The 16,279-nt window shown below is 68.0% G+C and carries 18 protein-coding genes and 1 riboswitch; of the genes, 8 read left to right on the top strand and 10 right to left on the bottom strand.

All coding sequences use genetic code 11. The annotated features are described in order from the left end of the window. Window positions 1-31 precede the first annotated feature (31 nt). From C8K36_RS11240 to C8K36_RS11215, 6 genes are all read left to right on the top strand, one after another. On the top strand, window positions 32-610 hold the full coding sequence (locus tag C8K36_RS11240; protein WP_107984563.1) for a helix-turn-helix domain-containing protein: 579 nt from the start codon (window positions 32-34) through the stop codon (window positions 608-610). Between the two features lie 11 nt (window positions 611-621). Continuing rightward, window positions 622-1,050, top strand: coding sequence for an HIT family protein (locus tag C8K36_RS11235; protein WP_107984562.1), 429 nt, complete (start codon window positions 622-624; stop codon window positions 1,048-1,050). Continuing rightward, complete coding sequence (locus C8K36_RS11230; protein WP_107984561.1) at window positions 1,043-2,059, top strand: 1-aminocyclopropane-1-carboxylate deaminase/D-cysteine desulfhydrase; 1,017 nt, start codon at window positions 1,043-1,045, stop codon at window positions 2,057-2,059. The genes C8K36_RS11235 and C8K36_RS11230 overlap by 8 nt, the downstream gene beginning before the upstream one ends. Window positions 2,060-2,075: 16 nt before the next feature. After that, entirely contained in the window at window positions 2,076-2,438 is a 363-nt protein-coding gene (locus C8K36_RS11225) for a DMT family transporter (RefSeq protein WP_107984560.1), read from the top strand. Then, window positions 2,435-2,764: a DMT family transporter gene (locus C8K36_RS11220; RefSeq protein WP_107984559.1), complete on the top strand. Its 330-nt coding sequence runs from the start codon at window positions 2,435-2,437 to the stop codon at window positions 2,762-2,764. Before C8K36_RS11225 ends, C8K36_RS11220 begins: the two co-directional genes overlap by 4 nt. A gap of 164 nt (window positions 2,765-2,928) precedes the next feature. Beyond that, on the top strand, window positions 2,929-3,720 hold the full coding sequence (locus C8K36_RS11215; RefSeq protein ID WP_107984558.1) for a methyltransferase: 792 nt from the start codon (window positions 2,929-2,931) through the stop codon (window positions 3,718-3,720). A gap of 9 nt (window positions 3,721-3,729) precedes the next feature. Here the strand turns inward: C8K36_RS11215 and C8K36_RS11210 are convergent, their stop codons facing one another. From C8K36_RS11210 to C8K36_RS11170, 9 genes are all read right to left on the bottom strand, one after another. After that, window positions 3,730-4,167, bottom strand: a complete 438-nt coding sequence (locus C8K36_RS11210) for a GNAT family N-acetyltransferase (RefSeq protein ID WP_107984557.1) — start codon at window positions 4,165-4,167, stop codon at window positions 3,730-3,732. A 183-nt stretch (window positions 4,168-4,350) separates the two neighbouring features. Beyond that, the gene (locus C8K36_RS11205) at window positions 4,351-5,769 is read right to left on the bottom strand and encodes an aldehyde dehydrogenase family protein (RefSeq protein ID WP_107984556.1); all 1,419 of its coding nucleotides are present in this window, start codon (window positions 5,767-5,769) and stop codon (window positions 4,351-4,353) included. A 147-nt stretch (window positions 5,770-5,916) separates the two neighbouring features. Beyond that, window positions 5,917-6,207 (bottom strand): SelT/SelW/SelH family protein, encoded by a 291-nt coding sequence (locus C8K36_RS11200; protein ID WP_107984555.1) that lies wholly within the window; start codon window positions 6,205-6,207, stop codon window positions 5,917-5,919. Then, window positions 6,204-6,956: a (2Fe-2S) ferredoxin domain-containing protein gene (locus C8K36_RS11195; protein WP_107984554.1), complete on the bottom strand. Its 753-nt coding sequence runs from the start codon at window positions 6,954-6,956 to the stop codon at window positions 6,204-6,206. The genes C8K36_RS11200 and C8K36_RS11195 overlap by 4 nt, the downstream gene beginning before the upstream one ends. Continuing rightward, entirely contained in the window at window positions 6,953-7,765 is an 813-nt protein-coding gene (locus tag C8K36_RS11190) for an ABC transporter ATP-binding protein (RefSeq protein ID WP_107984553.1), read from the bottom strand. The genes C8K36_RS11195 and C8K36_RS11190 overlap by 4 nt, the downstream gene beginning before the upstream one ends. Further along, on the bottom strand, window positions 7,762-8,820 hold the full coding sequence (locus C8K36_RS11185) for a FecCD family ABC transporter permease (protein WP_107984552.1): 1,059 nt from the start codon (window positions 8,818-8,820) through the stop codon (window positions 7,762-7,764). The genes C8K36_RS11190 and C8K36_RS11185 overlap by 4 nt, the downstream gene beginning before the upstream one ends. Beyond that, window positions 8,817-9,761 carry an ABC transporter substrate-binding protein gene (locus tag C8K36_RS11180; RefSeq protein ID WP_107984551.1) on the bottom strand — a complete coding sequence of 315 codons (945 nt, stop codon included), beginning with the start codon at window positions 9,759-9,761 and terminating at the stop codon, window positions 8,817-8,819. Before C8K36_RS11180 ends, C8K36_RS11185 begins: the two co-directional genes overlap by 4 nt. A gap of 73 nt (window positions 9,762-9,834) precedes the next feature. Next, window positions 9,835-10,019, bottom strand: a riboswitch (cobalamin riboswitch). Between the two features lie 11 nt (window positions 10,020-10,030). Beyond that, entirely contained in the window at window positions 10,031-11,461 is a 1,431-nt protein-coding gene (locus C8K36_RS11175) for an MDR family MFS transporter (RefSeq protein WP_107984550.1), read from the bottom strand. A 187-nt stretch (window positions 11,462-11,648) separates the two neighbouring features. Beyond that, window positions 11,649-12,485: a siderophore-interacting protein gene (locus C8K36_RS11170; protein WP_107984549.1), complete on the bottom strand. Its 837-nt coding sequence runs from the start codon at window positions 12,483-12,485 to the stop codon at window positions 11,649-11,651. A gap of 74 nt (window positions 12,486-12,559) precedes the next feature. Here C8K36_RS11170 and C8K36_RS11165 point away from each other — a divergent pair, with 74 nt between their 5' ends. Together C8K36_RS11165 and C8K36_RS11160 are read left to right on the top strand one after the other, a co-directional pair. After that, a complete protein-coding gene (locus C8K36_RS11165; protein WP_107984548.1) occupies window positions 12,560-13,444 on the top strand; it encodes a phosphoribosylaminoimidazolesuccinocarboxamide synthase in 885 nt (294 codons plus the stop codon). A 1-nt stretch (window position 13,445) separates the two neighbouring features. Further along, complete coding sequence (locus C8K36_RS11160) at window positions 13,446-15,575, top strand: S9 family peptidase (protein ID WP_107984547.1); 2,130 nt, start codon at window positions 13,446-13,448, stop codon at window positions 15,573-15,575. 55 nt (window positions 15,576-15,630) lie between these two features. On the opposite strand, the gene C8K36_RS11155 is transcribed toward C8K36_RS11160, so the two are convergent. Continuing rightward, on the bottom strand, window positions 15,631-16,275 hold the full coding sequence (locus C8K36_RS11155) for an isochorismatase family protein (RefSeq protein WP_107984546.1): 645 nt from the start codon (window positions 16,273-16,275) through the stop codon (window positions 15,631-15,633). Between the last annotated feature and the right edge of the window lie 4 nt (window positions 16,276-16,279).

Raw genomic sequence — 16,279 nt, 5'->3', positions numbered from 1 at the left:
AAATGGTCACTCTGTCTCACAATGAGACAGGATGAGTTCGGGTGACCGGAGGGTTGTGGTGGCGGGAACGGACGACTGGCTCACGGGTGGGCGCCGCCGCGACCTCGCGGTCGCGCGGATCACCGCGGCCGCGGCGGAACTTTTTCTCGAGCGTGGGTTCGATCACGTGGGTGCCCTCGACGTCGCCGAGCGTGCGGGGTGTTCGCGGGCGACGCTCTACCGCTACGTGGGAGGGAAGCCCGCGATCGTGTCCGCGGTGGTGTCCGCGGCAGCCGCGTCAGTCGCGGACGAGGTGGCCCGCGCGGTGGCACACCTGAGCGGCGCGGAGCGCATCGTCGAGGCGATCCTCACCTCGTTGGCCGCGGTCCGGTCCGATGCGACGCTGTCGTACTGGTTCGCGCACACGAGGACGGGCGGAGCCGACGGCTATCTCGCGGCGTCCCCGGATGTGACGCGCTTCGCCACCACTCTCACCGGTGTCGCGCCCGACGGCGCGTCCGGGGAGTGGATCGTCCGCGTGGTCCTCACGTTGTTGGCATGGCCCGGCGTCGACGACGACACGGAACGGCAACTGGTGCGGCGCTTCGTCGCTCCGGCATTCGACACATAACATCGACGAGCATGAGCCACTGCGTCTTCTGCGCCATCGTCGCCGGCCGGGCGGAATCGAGTCTTGTGCACGAGGACGAGCACACGATCGCGTTCATGGACATCCGTCCCTTCACACCCGGCCACCTGCTGGTGGTCCCGAAGGCGCACGCCGCGGATCTCGCCGAATTGGACCCCGAGGACGGGGCGCGACTGTTCCGTGTGGGCCAACGGATCGCGGCCGCACTGCGGGGAAGTACGGTGGGGGCCGAGGGAGCGAACTTCTTCCTCGCTGACGGAGTGGTGGCTGGTCAGGAGGTGTTCCACGTGCATCTTCACGTCGTTCCTCGGACCGCGGGTGACGGATTCGGTCTACGCGGCCGACCGACGACGCCGCCGCGACCGGACCTCGACTATCTCGCCGGTTCCATCCGCGGTCGTCTGGGCGTGATCGATGCCTGACGTGACGACGGCTCCGCCCTATCTGCACCAGCGTTTCCCCGAACTGGTGGATTCGCTTCCCCACATTCGGCTGGGTGAATCGCCGACGCCCGTACGCAAACTGGAGGGGCTCGGTACACGAGATCGGATCTGGCTCAAGGACGACAGCCGCTTCGGTTCGGGCGGATGGGGCGGCAACAAGGTCCGTAAGCTCGAGTGGATCATCCCGGACGTCCTGGCCCGCAAGTCGAAGCGCATCATCACCGTCGGCGGTCTCGGCACCAACTGGGGACTCGCGACCGCGTTGTACGCCGAGCAGTTCGGGATCGAGACCGCGATCGCGCTCATCGATCAGCCGGTCGACGACCATGTCCGCGCGCAACTCGCCCGGTTGCAGCGTTCGGGCGCCACCCTGCATTTCACCCGCACCAAGGTCCGTACATTCGCGTGTGCGCCGTGGCTCATGCTGCGGCACATGCGTGGTGGGCGACTGCCCTACTACCTGCCACCGGGCGGGTCCTCGCCGATCGGTGCGCTCGGCTACGTCGAAGCCGCACTGGAATTGGCGGCACAGGTCGAAGCGGGCGAGATTCCCGAGCCCGGCCATATCGTCGCCCCTGTCGGCTCCGGCGGAACCGTCGCCGGGCTGCTGCTCGGCCTGCAGCTGGCGGGGCTGCGCACGGGCGTCGTCGCCGTCGTGGTCAACGACACCCTGCCGCTGGGGGAGCGTGAGATTCGTGATCTGGCGGGGCGGGCGGAATCGCTGCTGCGCGAACGCGGTGCGAACCTCGGCGACGTCGACCTCCGATCGGCCGATCTGACGGTGACGCGTGAATACCTCGGCCCGGGTTACGGATACGCCACTGCAGAGGGGCGCGCGGCGCAGCGGGTCGGTGCCGAGTTCCGGGTTGCGCTGGATCCGGTGTACACAGCGAAGGCCTTCGCGGGGCTACTCGAGATCGACGCACACAGCCGGGCGGAGGACGGCCCGATCGTCATGCTCGACACCTTCGGGCCGCGTCCGGACTGACCGATACGGTGGGGGCATGAGATGGTGGCTCCTGTCCGGTGCGATCGGTTGCGAGGTCGCGGCGACGCTGTCGTTGCGCGCGGCGACGGATCATCCCGTCTGGTACGTCCTCGTGGTGGCCGGGTACCTCGCGTCCTTCGCGTTTCTGGCTGTGGTGCTTCGGCACATGGCAGTCGGTGTCGCGTACGGGATCTGGGGTGCCTGCGGCATAACGCTGACCGCTCTGCTCGCCTCCGTCCTGTTCGGGGACGCGCTCACCGCGCTGATGGGTGCCGGAATCGCTCTGGTCATCGCCGGGGTGTTGACCGTCGAGCTCGGTTCGCAGGCGGCCGAGAGGGAGCGTTCCCGGGAGCAACGCGATGTGGAGACGACACCGTGACGTGGGCGCTGCTCGTGGGTGCGATCGTCGCGGAGGTCGCCGGGACGTTGTGCCTCAAGGCATCCGACGGCCTGGCCCGGAGATGGTGGCTGGCGCCCACAGTGGTGGGCTACCTCGTGGCGTTCGGTCTGCTCGCGGTCGTCCTCGATCGGGGCATGGCTGTCGGTGTCGTGTACGGCATCTGGGCGGCGTCCGGTGTCGCGCTGACCGCGATTCTCGGACGGGTGATCTTCAAGGACCCGCTCACGCCTCGGATGGGCGTCGGCATCGCGCTCATCGCGGCCGGCGTACTCGTCATCGAGCTCGGGGCGGCCTCTGCCGCGTAGTCGTCTCTGACTCGGTCAAGATGCGCCTTCATGGACTCATGTCCAGAAAGGTGTCGACCACGGCCGAGGATTCGTGGTAGAACACGTTCCAGTTCGATGCTGGTTCGTGGTGGGTGCAGCCGAGTGATCCGCGCTGCGGCGACCGCGCTCACCGAAGGATCCCGATGCACTGGTACACCGGAAACACCGTCTACGACACCGTTCTGACCTGCGCGTTCGCGTTCGCGGCGTTCGTGATCGTCGGCGGGTTCTTCGCGCAGAGTTCGTACGGCCGCTTCTCGTCCACCAACCTGGGCCTCAACCTGAACCCCAAGCTCGGCTGGTGGCTCATGGAGATCCCCGCGACGATAGTCTTCGCGGTGTTCTATCTGGCCGGGCCCAACCGGTTCGAGCCCACCTCGATGGTGCTGGCCGCGGTGTGGTTGCTGCACTACGCGAATCGCGGTTGGTACTTCCCACTGTCGATCCGTCAGGTGCCGGGCAAGCGCAGCACGTTCAACATCTCGGTGATCGCGATGGGCGTCATCGTCACCTCGATGCACGGCTACCTCAACGGCGCGTTCTTCAGCCACGACTACATGCACCAGTACGACACGGCGTGGCTCACCGACCCCCGGTTCCTGATCGGTCTGGTGGTCTACCTGTGCGGCTTCGCCCTGCTCGTGAACTCCGAGTCGATCGTGCGCAACCTGCGCGACAAGAAGAACCCGGGTGCCACCGAGTACCGCATCCCGATGGGCGGTGGCTTCCGATTCGTCTCCAGCCCCGCATATCTCGGTGAGTTGATCGCGTGGGCGGGCTTCGCATTGCTGACGTGGTCACTCGCCGGGGTCGTCATCTTCCTCATCACCGCCGGCAACCTCATCCCACGCGCGATCGCCACGCACAAGTGGTATCGGGACAAGTTCGTCGAATACCCGGTCGACCGCAAGGCTCTGGTGCCGGGCGTCGTCTGATCGGCCCGGTCAGGGTGCGCGCTCCAGAGTGATCAACTGGTGGCCGTCCTCGTCGATGCGCCGTCGCAATTCCACGAATCCCATGCGCTCGTAGAACCGGCGTGCGGAGGTGTTTCGTTCGTACACGTCGAGTGTCACCGGTCCGAGCAGGTCTGTCGCGTGCTCGACGAGGATGCGTCCGACGCCCCGACCCTGTGCCTCCGGCGCGACGAAGAGTCCGCCGATCTCGGAGCCGAGGAGTCCGAGGAGACCGACCACACCCAGCGACGACTCTGCGACCCAGTTGTCAGCCTCGACGAGATACACCGCGCGCATCTTCGCCTCGCGGCTGCCTTCGCCCTCCCCTTCGACGAACGGATGCGCGCCCTTCGCGGCGCGTGCCCACAGGTCGACCACCGTATCCTCGTCGGCTGGGTGGTATCGACGGACGGTAACCAACTCGCTCATGTGTCGAAGGTAGGCCCCGCAACGCCTCGTCCGCATGTCAATTACCGCGACGTCGACGTGGCGGGTGCTGGTCATGGCGTCCAGGCCGATCCGGTCCCCGCGCCCAAGTTGACCGCCCGCGGACGCAATCGCATCCGCGGGAGGTCAACTCGGGAGCAGGGCGGCTCGCAGGGCGTTCGACGGTCAAGCCCGATACAGCCGTCGGATCAGCTTGCGCGCTCTCTCGGTGTAGGGAGGGTAGGCGAAGCGCGGATCGGGCTTGAACGGCTTGAACAACACTGCCTTCCGGTGGCTGAGTGCTTCGAAGCCCCATTTTCCGTGATACTGCCCCATGCCACTGGATCCCACGCCCCCGAATGGTAGTTGGGGGGCCGCGACTTGGTAGATGAGGTGATTGACGACGGCGCCTCCGGAACTCACCTCGGATAGTGCGCGTCGGCGCGGCTGCGCTGATCTCGTGAAAACGTATGCAGCGAGGGGCTTCGGTCGGGCGTTTACGAAGGCGATCGCCTCGTCCAGCGAGTCGACGGTGAGCACTGGGAGGATCGGACCGAAGATCTCTTCCTGCATGGCTGGTTCGTCGGGGCTCGGGTCCACCAGGACGGTCGGCTCGACGGCCAGTGTCGCGGGATCGCAGCCGCCACCAGCTGCCACGGTGCCCTCGGTGGACGTGAGGTAGCCGGCCAACCTGGCGAACTGGCGGTCGTTGATGATGCGCAGTCCGCGTGTGGGGTTGTCCGACTGAAACTCGTTGATGCTGTCGACTATTCGATCGACCAGCTCATCCCGGGCGGAACGCTCGACCAATACGTAGTCCGCCGCGATGCAGGACTGGCCTGCATTGAAGACTTTCGACCAGGTGATGCGACGGGCGGTGACGGCGAGGTCGGCGTCCCGCATGACGATCGCCGGGCTCTTGCCTCCGAGTTCGAGGGTGACCGGCGTCAGGTGCGGTGCAGCCCCAGCCAGGATTTTTCGGCCGATGTCGGTGCCACCGGTGAAGACGACGTGATCGAGGCCCTGCGCGAGCAAGGCCTGGGTGGTGCGGCCGTCGCCCTCGATCACGGCTACGGCCTCGGAGTCGAGATACTCGGGTAACAGCCGGGCCAGCAGGCGCGACGTCGTGGGTGTAAGTTCCGACGGCTTGACCACGGCGCAGTTCCCTGCCGAGACTGCGGCGATCAGCGGTCCCAGGGTGACGAACAGCGGTACGTTCCACGCCCCGATGACCAGGACCACTCCGAGCGGCTCGTACTGTACCCAGCCCAGCGCGGGCATTTGGTTCAGCGACAGCGGCCGCGGCCTGCTGCGCATCCACCGGCGCACTCTTTTGCGTGCGTACGCGGCCTCGAGCTTGGTGGCGAGGATGTCGGACATCCAGGACTCGAAGGCGTCGCGGCCGAGATCCTCGGCTAGGGCCTGGGCTATCTCGTCCTCGCGCTCGTCCAGCATGCGTTCGATGCCACGCAGTTGTTCGATGCGCCACTGAGCGCTTCTGGTTCGCCGGCTCGCGTGAGTAGTCCGCAGTCTGGCGACGGCGTCCGCTACCTCATCCGTCGTCCTCGAATCGATCGCACGGTCCACTACCTGATCAGTCGTCATCGTGACCTCGCTCGGTCTTGCGGTTGCACAGCTGTTTCACTGCGGCCGACGCGATACGGGGGCCGGCCGGTTCACGGGGTGGTTTTCACCCGAACATGCCTGTGTTCAAGACTGGTCGCTCAGCGGGGAGTCGTCGAGACCCCGCACTCAGGGGTTGTGTGTTCGGTCTGCGTGCCCGAGATCCCGGTCCGGGACGACCGCGTCGCGCACGAGCTTCTTGAGGGTCACGATGTCGGGAAAACCGCCGTCGCGCTTACGATCCCACACCAGGATGCCGCCGGCGTCGACCCGGAAGATCCCACCGGTTCCGGGAATCAGCGCCACCTCTCCCAGTTCCGTGCCGAACGTGCTGAGCAACTCCTGCGCCATCCATCCGGCGCGGAGCAGCCAGTTGCATTGTGTGCAGTACGTGATGGTGATGCGGGCGGGGGAGGTCATGACTCCAGGATCGCAGATTCCCGCCTGGCCCCGCGCCACTCGGTGATCGGCCGACCCTCGACGAGGTGCTGGTCGACGAACCGGTCGACGCGGTCGGCGGTCAGCCCGGCGTACCACGAGTTGTCCGGGTAGACAGCGACGACGGGGGCCTGCGTGCACGGGAACATGCAGCCGGTCTGGGTGACGAGGACATCGTCGTCGCCCAGATCGCGGGCCTCCAGCGCCGCGTCGAGTGCTTCGGCGGTCTCGGGACCGCCGCGCGCCGAGCAGCGCGGTCCGCGGCACACCAGCACATGCCGGGTGAAGCCCGGGATCTCGTCCCACGCGGGCGAGGTGAGCGGCGCGGTGGTGGTGCGGGCCGGTGTCGTCGGGCCTGCGATCGCGGCGTCGAGTAGGTCGGCGTAGTCGGTGGTGTCGGACAACGGGGGTGCCAGACGAATGTCCGGGGCGTCGGTGCCGCGCTCACGCAGCCAGTGTCCGATCACCCGGCGGAACCACGCGTCGATCTTGCGATCCAGCATCGTCTGACCGCTGATCACCACGATCTCGGTGGCGCCGGAAGTAGCGGCCTCGTCGAGTGCGACGGTGATCGACGGCCCGGATCCGCCGAGAACCGCGGTTCGGAAGACGGTGTCCGGGTGGCGTTCTCGAAGCGCATCGAGTGCGCTGCCGAGTTGTCCGCGGGGGTCGTCGCCGCGGTCGGTGGGGGCGGTGACGACCACCCATCGGTGGGGTCGAATCACGTTCACGAGACGGGCCTTTCGGCATCGACGACGGCGTTGCTGCACAGCACCACCATCGGACGCCCGGTTCTGGGATGCGGCTGGACGATCGCGTCGAGCCCGTAGACGTCGGCGAGCAGGTCCTCGGTCAGGACGGTCTCGGGGCTGCCCTCGGTGACGACGCGGCCTCCACTGAGCACCACGAGGTGGTCGCAGTACATCGCGGCCAGGTTGAGGTCGTGCATAGCGGCGACGGTGGTGAGGCCGCGGCCGCGGATCAGGTCGAGCAGTTCGAGTGATGCCGAGACGTCGAGGTGGTTGGTGGGCTCGTCGAGCAGCAGTACGCAGGGGCGTTGCGCGAAGGCTCGTGCCAGCTGGGTCTTCTGCTTCTCGCCGCCGGACAGGCTCTGCCACAGGCGGTGTCGCAGTGCCGTGATCCCCGCCATCGCGAGGCTCTCGGTGACCACGTCGGCGGTGCCGACGGCGGCGGGCCGCGCCCAGCCGCCCCGGTGCGGGATCACGCCCAGCTCGACGATCTGCTCCACCGTCAGTTCCAGTTCGGTGGCCGAATGCTGTTCCACCAGTGCGACGGTCCGCGCGAACTCCCGGCGGTTCATCGCGGTCGCCGAGTCCCCGTCGATCTCCACCCGTCCGCTGTCGGGGCGAGTGAGGCGGGCCATGGCGGAGAGCAGCGATGTCTTGCCCGAGCCGTTGGGCCCGATCAGACCGGTGAACCCCCGGGACGGCGCACGGCAGGTGATGCCGTCGAGGATCGTGGCGCCGCCCACCGACCACGTCACGTCGTCGACCCGGATCTCGGGGGAGTGGTGGCTCATGACCGGGCGCCCCGACGTCGTAGCAGCACCACGAACACCGGCACTCCGACGACCGCGGTGACGATGCTGATCGGCAGTTCGCGTCCCGGCATGACGCTGCGGGCGGCGATGTCGGCCCAGACCAGCAGCGACGCTCCTGCGAGCGCAACGACCGGCAGCAGTCGAGCGTGCAACGGCCCGACGAGCATTCGGGCGGCGTGCGGGACGACGAGCCCGACGAATCCGATCACGCCTGCCTGCGCGACGAGGGCGGCCGTGCATAGCGACGCCACCCCGTAGAGCACCCACCTGGACCGCTCGACGTTGGTGCCCAGACTCGCGGCGGCGCGCTCGCCGAAGGCGAACGAGTCCAGGACCCGGGCGTGTGCCAGCAGTACGACGGAAGTGACCGCCACGACCACGGCGATGGTGACGAGCCCGGACCATCGAGCCCCGGCGAACGATCCGAGGGTCCACTGCAGGACCCGGTGCGCGGCGTCGCGATCGCCGAAGAACACCAGCGCCGATGTCAGCGCTGCCGCGAACTGGCCGATCGCGATGCCCGCGAGGACCAGCCGTCCGGGCATGAGTGCGCCCGACGGGGAGGTGGAGATGAGGAACACCACCAGCAGGCTCACCAGTGCGGCAACGAACGCGGCGATCGACACCGCGCCCATGCCGAGGAACCCGGCAGTCCCGACGCCGGCCGTCAGCGCGAGCACCGCGCCGAGGGACGCGCCGCCCGACATTCCCAGCAGGTACGGATCGGCCAGCGCATTGCCGGTGAGGGACTGCAGCACGGCGCCGCAGAGCGCCAGGCCGGCGCCGCAGAGCGCCGCGGCGAGGACCCGCGGAAGCCGCAGATCGACGACGATGTGCGTCGTCAGCAGATCGGTGCCCGGACCGATGCCGAGGCGTCCGGCGATCGACTCGACGACCGTGCCGATCGACAGGTCGGCCGCACCGATCGCGACGCCGGCCGCGCAGCTCACCACGAGCAGCACGGCCAGCGCCAGAGACCACCCGGTGGCGGTCGTCGCGGCAACCCGGGCGGGGACCCGGGTCGTCACGCTCATGCCCGGCCGCCGCCCAGCTGCTCGCTGACCAGGGACGCACCCTCGATCAGGCGCGGGCCGGGGGTGCTCGCCGAGAACGGCACCACGACGAATGCGTTCTCGCGCACGGCCGTCAGGTCCTTCAGAGCCGGATCGTTTCGGAGGTAGGTCATCTTCGCCTCGGCGGTATCCCACGACGCGTCGGCCAGGACGATCACGTCGGGGTTCGCTGCCAACACGGTCTCCCAGCTGCCGTCCAGCCACGCGCCTGCGGAGCCCGCGAAGACGTTGGTGCCGCCGACCGCATCGATGATCAGTTGCGGCCCGCCCGCGTTGCCTCCGACGTACGGGGTGTCGGTTCCGCTGTCGTACCAGAAGATGTTCTTGCCCTTCGCGGGGGCTGCGGCCTCGATGCCGGCGAGCGACTCGCGCATCTGCCCCACGACGGCGTCGGCCTCGGGCGCGCGCCCGAACAGCGTGCCGTAGTCGGTGATCTCGGTGCCGATCGAATCCCACGAGACGGCGGGGCGGGTCCATTTGTCCTTGCAGGCGAACGGCGAGACATAGGTGGCGATGCCGAGAGCGTCGAACGACTCGTGCGTACCGACAGCCTTGTCTTCGAAGGCCGTCGAGTACGACGCGAACACCAGGTCCGGCTTCGTCTCGAGCAGGGCCTCGCGGCTCGGGTAGTCCTTTTCGTCCAGCGCCGGGACCTGCGCGTAGGCGGCCTGCCACTGCGGGGCGATGGTGTCGTCGAGGTACGCGGTGCCGGCCATCTGCGACTCGGCGCCGATCGACAGCGCCGACTCCGTGGCGCCCTGGTTGAGGGTGACGGCCCGTTCGGCCGGCCCGTCGAGGGTGACGGTACGGCCGCAGTTCTGCAGGGAGATTGCCGCGGCGTCGCCGTCGGAATCCGACGTCCCGCCGCAGGCGGAGAGGGTGAGGGCAGCGGCGATCGACACCGTTGCCGTGGAGATGACTCGGCGAGAAATATGGGTACGCAAAGCGACCCGCCTTCCATGACTCGTGGAAAACGTGCAGTTATGCGTCACGGCCGGTCTCCTGGCTCGGCAGGGATAACCGCCGACTACGCCTTCCCGGATGCATGTGCACCCAGTGGCTGGGGTCGAACCCCAAGTAATCGACGTACCTGCCCACAGTGGCGAGTACCGCGCCGGCATCTACCGGACTTCCCGTTCACCGTGACAACGGGCCAAGGATAGACGACGGGCTACACGCCGCTGTCCGCCTTGTCCGTCTTCTCCGCTCGCGGCATCAGCGCCGACGACACCGTCAGCAGCACCGCGATCCCCAGGATGCCGAGGAACACGAGGTGGATGGCGCCGGAGAGGTCCGTCGGATCCGGGTCCGCGGAATCGCCGACACGGGAGTTGACGAGCGCCCCGAACACAGCGACGCCGACGGCGCTGCCGATCGAGCGGGCGAACATGTTGGTCGACGTCACGACGCCGCGCTCGGACCAGTCGACGCTGGACTGGGCCGCGATCAGCGTGGGCGTCGCGATCAGGCCCATGCCCGAACCGATGACGAAGCACGTCGCACCGACTTGCCACACCGGTGAGCCCTCCGCGATCAACAACAACAGTGCGGACCCGACGAGCACGAGGGCGCTGCCGATCAGGGCTGTCGTGCGGAACCCGACGCGCAGGTACAGCCGCCCGGCCTGCGACGCCGCGATGGGCCAGCCGATCGTGAGGACCGCCAGCGCGAAGCCTGCGACCAGTGCGCCGGTGCCGAGGACGCCCTGCACGAACGTCGGTACGTACGACGTCAGGCCCATCAGGATCGCGCCGACCGACAGCGACACCAGACTGCTCGCCACCAGTACCCGACGGGTGAGCATGTGCAGCGGCAGGATCGGATCGGCAACCCGGCCCTCGACGAGGACGAACGCGACGAGCAGCAGCGCACCCGCCACGAACACGCCGATGCCCGCCGGCGACACCCACGCCCAGGCCTGCCCGCCCTCGAGTAGTCCGAGGATCATCAGCGCCGCGCCGCCCGTGAGTAGGACGGCGCCCGGGTAGTCGATGCGCCGCTTCTGAACCACCGTCTTCTCGAGGAACTTGCGATGCAGCATCCATGCTGCGATCGCGCACAACGGCAGGTTGACGAGGAAAATCCACCGCCACGACAGGTATTCGGAGAACAGGCCGCCGAGCGTCGGGCCGAGCACCGCCGACACGCCCCACACGCTCGCGATGTAACCCTGCACCTTGGCGCGTTCGGCGACCGAATAGATGTCACCGGCGATTGTCAGGCTCATCGGCTGCACCGCACCCGCACCCAGGCCCTGGATCGCGCGGAACACGATCAGCGTCGGCATGCTCCATGCGACGCCGCACAGCAGTGAGCCGATCGCGAACACCGCGATGCCCAGCATCATGATCGGCTTGCGGCCGAACATGTCGGCCAGCTTGCCGTAAATCGGCACCGACACGGCCTGCGCGAGTAGGTACACCGAGAACAGCCACGGGAACTGGGAGAAGCCGCCGAGGTCGTCGACGATCGTGAGGACCGCCGTCGCGATGATCGTGCTGTCGAGCGCGACGAGCGACGTGCTGAGCATCAGCGACAGCAGGATGGGGCCGCGTTCGGAGCGCAGTCCCACCGATGACCTCGTCGCGGTGTCGGTCGCCATCACTCTCCCGAAGATCGATCGTCAAGTCCGAAACAAGGCTAACGATCTCCGGTCGGGACGTATTCCCCGCGCCACTCGCCTCCCGCGTTTTGCGCACTTATCGCGGAAATTCGGGCTCGGAAAGCGCGACAAGTGCGCAAAACGCGGGGGGAGGGGAGGGGGGAGGGGAGGGGAGGCGGGAGGGGGGTCAGGCGTCGTGCTCGGTGAAGTCGCGGTCGTGGTCGGCGGCCTTGCCGTAGCCGGTCTCGCTGACGCCGCGCTTCCAGTACCCGATGACGAGGGTCGACTTACGGTCCATCCCGACGTTGTTACGGAGATGACGACGCAGGTCGAGGACGACGGCCGATTCCGCCGACACCCACGCGAACACCTTCTCGCCGGGCACGTCGGGGAAGGTGTGGTTCTTGACGGCGTCGGTGAGCAGAGTGGTGGTGCCGGCCGGGGAGCCGTGGCGGTGCAGCCAGACGATGTCGAGTCCGGCCGGGGCGGTCAGATCCTGTTCCTCGGCCGGCGCGTCGACCTCGACGTACACGGTGCCGACGGCCGCGGCGGGCAGGCGCTCGAGCATGCGGCCGATCGCGGGCAGCGCGGTCTCGTCGCCGACGATCAGGTAGCGGTCGGCGACGGGGGCGGTGATGCCGCCTCCGGCCGCGGCGCCGATCGTGTCGCCGGGCTGAGCGCGTTCCGCCCACGCGCTCGCCAGCCCCTCGTCGCCGTGCCGGACGAAGTCGACGTCCATCTCGGCGGCGACCGGGTCGAGGCGGCGGACCGTGTAGGTGCGAACCCGTCCACGGACTGCCGGGTCGGGCCACTGCAGTCGTGAGCCGTCGTCGTTCACCACCGGCAGGGACAGGACTCCGGTGGAGGGGTTCGGGAAGATCAACTTGATGTTCGGGACGCGGGTCTCGTCCGATGCGTACGCCGTGACGCCCGCTCCGGCGAAGGTGACACGACGCATGTTCGGCGTGATGTCGCGAACGGACGCGACCGTGATCGTGGCGGGAAGTTGATCGTAAGAAGCCATGTTCTGCAGACACTAATCGCGCACCCCACGTGCTGTGGGGTGCGCCGATTCGGCTGACCGATAGGGTTGAGGACGTGCGTCCTACACTCGAGTCCTACACCCACCTGGCCGGCGGCAAGGTCCGCGATCTGTACACGATCGACGACGAGCACCTGCTGCTGGTCGCCAGTGACCGGATCTCGGCTTACGACCACGTGCTCAGCACGCCCATCCCGGACAAGGGGCGCGTGCTCACCGCGATGAGCGTGTTCTTCTTCGAGAAACTCGGCGGCACCAACCACCTCGCGGGCGATCCGCTCGACGAGCGCATCCCCGAGGAGGTTCTCGGCCGCGCGCTGGTCGTGCGCAAGCTGAACATGCTCCCGGTCGAGTGCGTCGCCCGCGGCTACCTCACCGGCTCGGGCCTGGCGGACTACAACAGCACCGGCGCGGTGTGCGGCGTCGAACTGCCCGAGGGCCTGGTCGAGGCGAGCCAGTTGCCCGACCCGATCTTCACGCCCGCCAGCAAGGCTGATCTGGGCGACCACGACGAGAACATCGACTTCGCCGCCGTCATCGACAAGGTGGGCCAGGACCTCGCCGTCAAGCTGCGCGAGGACACCCTCGACATCTACTTCCGCGCTGCCAGCTTCGCGCGCGATCGCGGGATCATCCTCGCCGACACCAAGTTCGAGTTCGGTCTCGACTCCGACGGAAACCTCGTCCTCGCCGACGAGGTGCTGACGCCCGACTCGTCGCGGTACTGGCCGGTCGACGGCTACGAGCCCGGCAAGGTGCAGCCCAGCTTCGACAAGCAGTTCGTGCGCAACTGGCTCACCAGCCCGGCTTCGGGCTGGGACCGCGCGTCGGACACACCGCCGCCGCCGCTGCCGCAGGACATCGTCGACGCCACCCGCGCCCGCTACATCGAGGCGTACGAGCGCATCTCGGGTCTGTCCTTCGCGGACTGGGTGGGCTGAGATGACTGCGCCCTCGACGCCAACTCCGCCGCCGGTCGCCAAGCGTGTTCCGCTCGAGCGGACGCATCACGGGGATACGTTCGTCGATCACTACGAGTGGCTGCGGGCCAAGGAAGACCCGGAGGTCATCGAGTACCTCGAGGCGGAGAATGCGTATACCGCGCAGCAGCTCGAGCATTTGGAGCCGTTGCGGGAGAAGGTTTTCCAGGAGATCAAGTCGCGCACGCAGGAGACCGACATGTCGGTGCCGACGCGGCTGGGTGACTGGTGGTACTACGCCCGCACCATCGAGGGCAAGCAGTACGGCGTCAACTGCCGCTGCCCCATCTCGGGCCCGGACGACTGGACGCCGCCCGAACTGTCGGCCGACACCGCGGTCGAGGGCGAGCAGATCCTGCTCGACGGCAACGCACTGGCCGAGGGCCACGAGTTCTTCTCAGTCGGCGCGTTCTCGCTGAGCCACGACGGCACACTGCTGGCGTATTCGGTGGACGTCGTCGGCGACGAGCGCTACACGCTGCGGTTCAAGAACCTCGAGACCGGTGAGCTGCTCGCCGACGAGATCCCGAACACCGCGCCCGGTGCGACGTGGGCCGTCGATCACCAGCACATTTTCTACCTGACGGTCGACGAGTCGTGGCGGCCGGACACGGTCTGGCGGCACAAGCTCGGCACCGGGCAGGCCGACGACGTCAAGGTCTTCCACGAGCCGGACGAGCGCTACTGGGTGGCGGTCGGCTCGACGCGCAGCGAGAAGTACCTGATGATCTGGCTCGGGTCGAAGGTGACCACCGAGGGCTGGATCCTCGAGTCGACGAACCCCGAGGGCGAGTTCCGCGTCATCCTCCCGCGCCGTGAGGGTGTCGAATACTCGGCCGAGCACGCCGTGGTCGGCGGCGAGGACCGTTTCCTGATCCTGCACAACGACGTGGTGGACGGCGAGAAGGCCGAGAACTTCGTGCTGGCGCAGGCCCCCGTGTCGGATCCGGGAGCGATGGAGATCCTGATCCCGCACCGCCACGACGTGCGGCTCGAGGACATCGACACGTTCGCCGATCACCTCGTGCTCAGCTACCGCCGGGACGTGCTCACGCGGCTGGCCATCTGGCCGCTCACGCCCGAGGGCTACGGCGAGCTGACGGAGATGGAGTTCGACGAGGAGCTGTTCTCGGTCGGTCTGGGCTCCAATCCGGAGTGGGACCAGCCGACGCTGCGCCTGGGCTACACGTCGTTCGTGACGCCCTCGCGCGTCTACGACTACCGCCTCGCGACCGGTGAGCTGTTGCTGCGCAAGGCGCAGCCCGTCCTGGGTGGGTTCGATCCTGCCGACTACGAGCAGCACCGCGAGTGGGCCACGGCGGAGGACGGCACCCGCATCCCGCTCTCGATCGTGCGGCGCAAGGGAATCGGCGGCGATCCGGCACCGACGCTGCTGTACGGCTACGGCTCGTACGAGGCCAGCATGGATCCCGCATTCTCGGTGGCGCGGTTGTCGCTGCTCGACCGCGGCATGGTGTTCGCCGTCGCCCACGTGCGCGGCGGCGGCGAGATGGGCCGGCACTGGTACGAGAACGGCAAGATGCTCACGAAGAAGAACACCTTCACCGACTTCGTCTCGTGCGCAAGGCATCTCATCGCCGAGGGGCGTACGACGCCAGAGCAGTTGGTCGCCGACGGCGGTAGCGCCGGCGGTCTGTTGATGGGTGCGGTCGCGAACCTGGCCCCCGAACTGTTCGCGGGGATCCTCGCGAACGTGCCGTTCGTGGATCCGCTCACGTCCATTCTCGACCCGGATCTGCCGCTCACGGTGATCGAGTGGGACGAGTGGGGCAACCCGCTCGAGGACCCGCACGTGTACGAGTACATGCGCTCCTACAGCCCGTACGAGAACGTCGCGGCCCACGACTACCCGGCGATCCTCGCGATCACGAGCATCAACGACACCCGGGTTCTCTATGTCGAGCCCGCCAAGTGGGTTGCGGCACTGCGTTCGACGAAGACGGGCGACGCGCCGCTGCTGCTCAAGACCGAGATGAGCGCAGGCCACGGCGGCGTCAGCGGCCGGTACGAGAAGTGGAAGGAAGTCGCGTTCGAGTACGCGTGGGTGCTCGACACGGCGGGCGCCGCGTAACCGACTCGATGTGACGGTGGGGCGGGCACCTTCGGGCGCCCGCCCCACCGTCGCTTCACACCGGGACGGGCATCGCCAGGCCCGGCAGCACGTGCGCGGTCGGCGTCACCACGGCGCAGCGCGCGGCGGCGTAGTCGAGAGCCTGCCGGTGCTCGGCCGACGAGAAGTCGGCCAGAGCGTCCGAGACGAGAAACATCTCGACGTCCTGCATGAAGCCGTCGAGTGCGGTGGTGAGGCACCCGATGTGGGCGTACACGCCCGTCACGATCAACTGGTCGCGGCCGAGGTCCGACAGTCGCTGCCGCAGATCGGTTTTCGCGAACGCGCTGTAGCGCCACTTGGTGAGCAGGACGTCTTCGGGTTCCGGTGCGAGGTCTGCGATGATCGCGGTCTCGGCGGGGTCGGCCGACAGACCCGGGCCCCAGAAGTCGGTGAGCAGCGCGCGGTGCTCGGGGTTCTGGTCGCCCGGTTGCGCGGTGTACATGATCGGCACCCCGGCGGCCCGGCACGCGGTGCGGATCGCGTCGATGTTCGAGATCATGGTGCGGGCCGGGTCGGCGGTGCGGTCGAACGCACGGATGAAGTATTCCTGCGCGTCGTGGACCAGCAGCACCGCGCGGTCCGGGTCGACCCGCCAGGGCGCCCGATTCACGGGCAACTCGGTGGGCATCGGGTAGGAGACGGAGCGAGGCAGGGACATCGGT

Source organism: Rhodococcus sp. OK519, from assembly GCF_003051005.1.
Taxonomy (GTDB): Bacteria; Actinomycetota; Actinomycetes; order Mycobacteriales; family Mycobacteriaceae; genus Prescottella.
The sequence above is the reverse complement of the archived record's forward strand: the minus strand, read 5'-3'. Positions and strand labels throughout refer to the sequence as shown.

Bases quoted from the DNA above. Each gene is read 5' to 3' on its own strand.
- C8K36_RS11240 (WP_107984563.1), top strand. From the start codon at position 32: ATGAGTTCGGGTGACCGGAGGGTTGTGGTGGCGGGAACGGACGACTGG.
- C8K36_RS11235 (WP_107984562.1), top strand. From the start codon at position 622: ATGAGCCACTGCGTCTTCTGCGCCATCGTCGCCGGCCGGGCGGAATCG.
- C8K36_RS11230 (WP_107984561.1), top strand. From the start codon at position 1,043: ATGCCTGACGTGACGACGGCTCCGCCCTATCTGCACCAGCGTTTCCCC.
- C8K36_RS11225 (WP_107984560.1), top strand. From the start codon at position 2,076: ATGAGATGGTGGCTCCTGTCCGGTGCGATCGGTTGCGAGGTCGCGGCG.
- C8K36_RS11215 (WP_107984558.1), top strand. From the start codon at position 2,929: ATGCACTGGTACACCGGAAACACCGTCTACGACACCGTTCTGACCTGC.
- C8K36_RS11210 (WP_107984557.1), bottom strand. From the start codon at position 4,167: ATGAGCGAGTTGGTTACCGTCCGTCGATACCACCCAGCCGACGAGGAT.
- C8K36_RS11205 (WP_107984556.1), bottom strand. From the start codon at position 5,769: ATGACGACTGATCAGGTAGTGGACCGTGCGATCGATTCGAGGACGACG.
- C8K36_RS11200 (WP_107984555.1), bottom strand. From the start codon at position 6,207: ATGACCTCCCCCGCCCGCATCACCATCACGTACTGCACACAATGCAAC.
- C8K36_RS11190 (WP_107984553.1), bottom strand. From the start codon at position 7,765: ATGAGCCACCACTCCCCCGAGATCCGGGTCGACGACGTGACGTGGTCG.
- C8K36_RS11185 (WP_107984552.1), bottom strand. From the start codon at position 8,820: ATGAGCGTGACGACCCGGGTCCCCGCCCGGGTTGCCGCGACGACCGCC.
- C8K36_RS11175 (WP_107984550.1), bottom strand. From the start codon at position 11,461: ATGGCGACCGACACCGCGACGAGGTCATCGGTGGGACTGCGCTCCGAA.
- C8K36_RS11170 (WP_107984549.1), bottom strand. From the start codon at position 12,485: ATGGCTTCTTACGATCAACTTCCCGCCACGATCACGGTCGCGTCCGTT.
- C8K36_RS11160 (WP_107984547.1), top strand. From the start codon at position 13,446: ATGACTGCGCCCTCGACGCCAACTCCGCCGCCGGTCGCCAAGCGTGTT.
- C8K36_RS11155 (WP_107984546.1), bottom strand. From the start codon at position 16,275: ATGTCCCTGCCTCGCTCCGTCTCCTACCCGATGCCCACCGAGTTGCCC.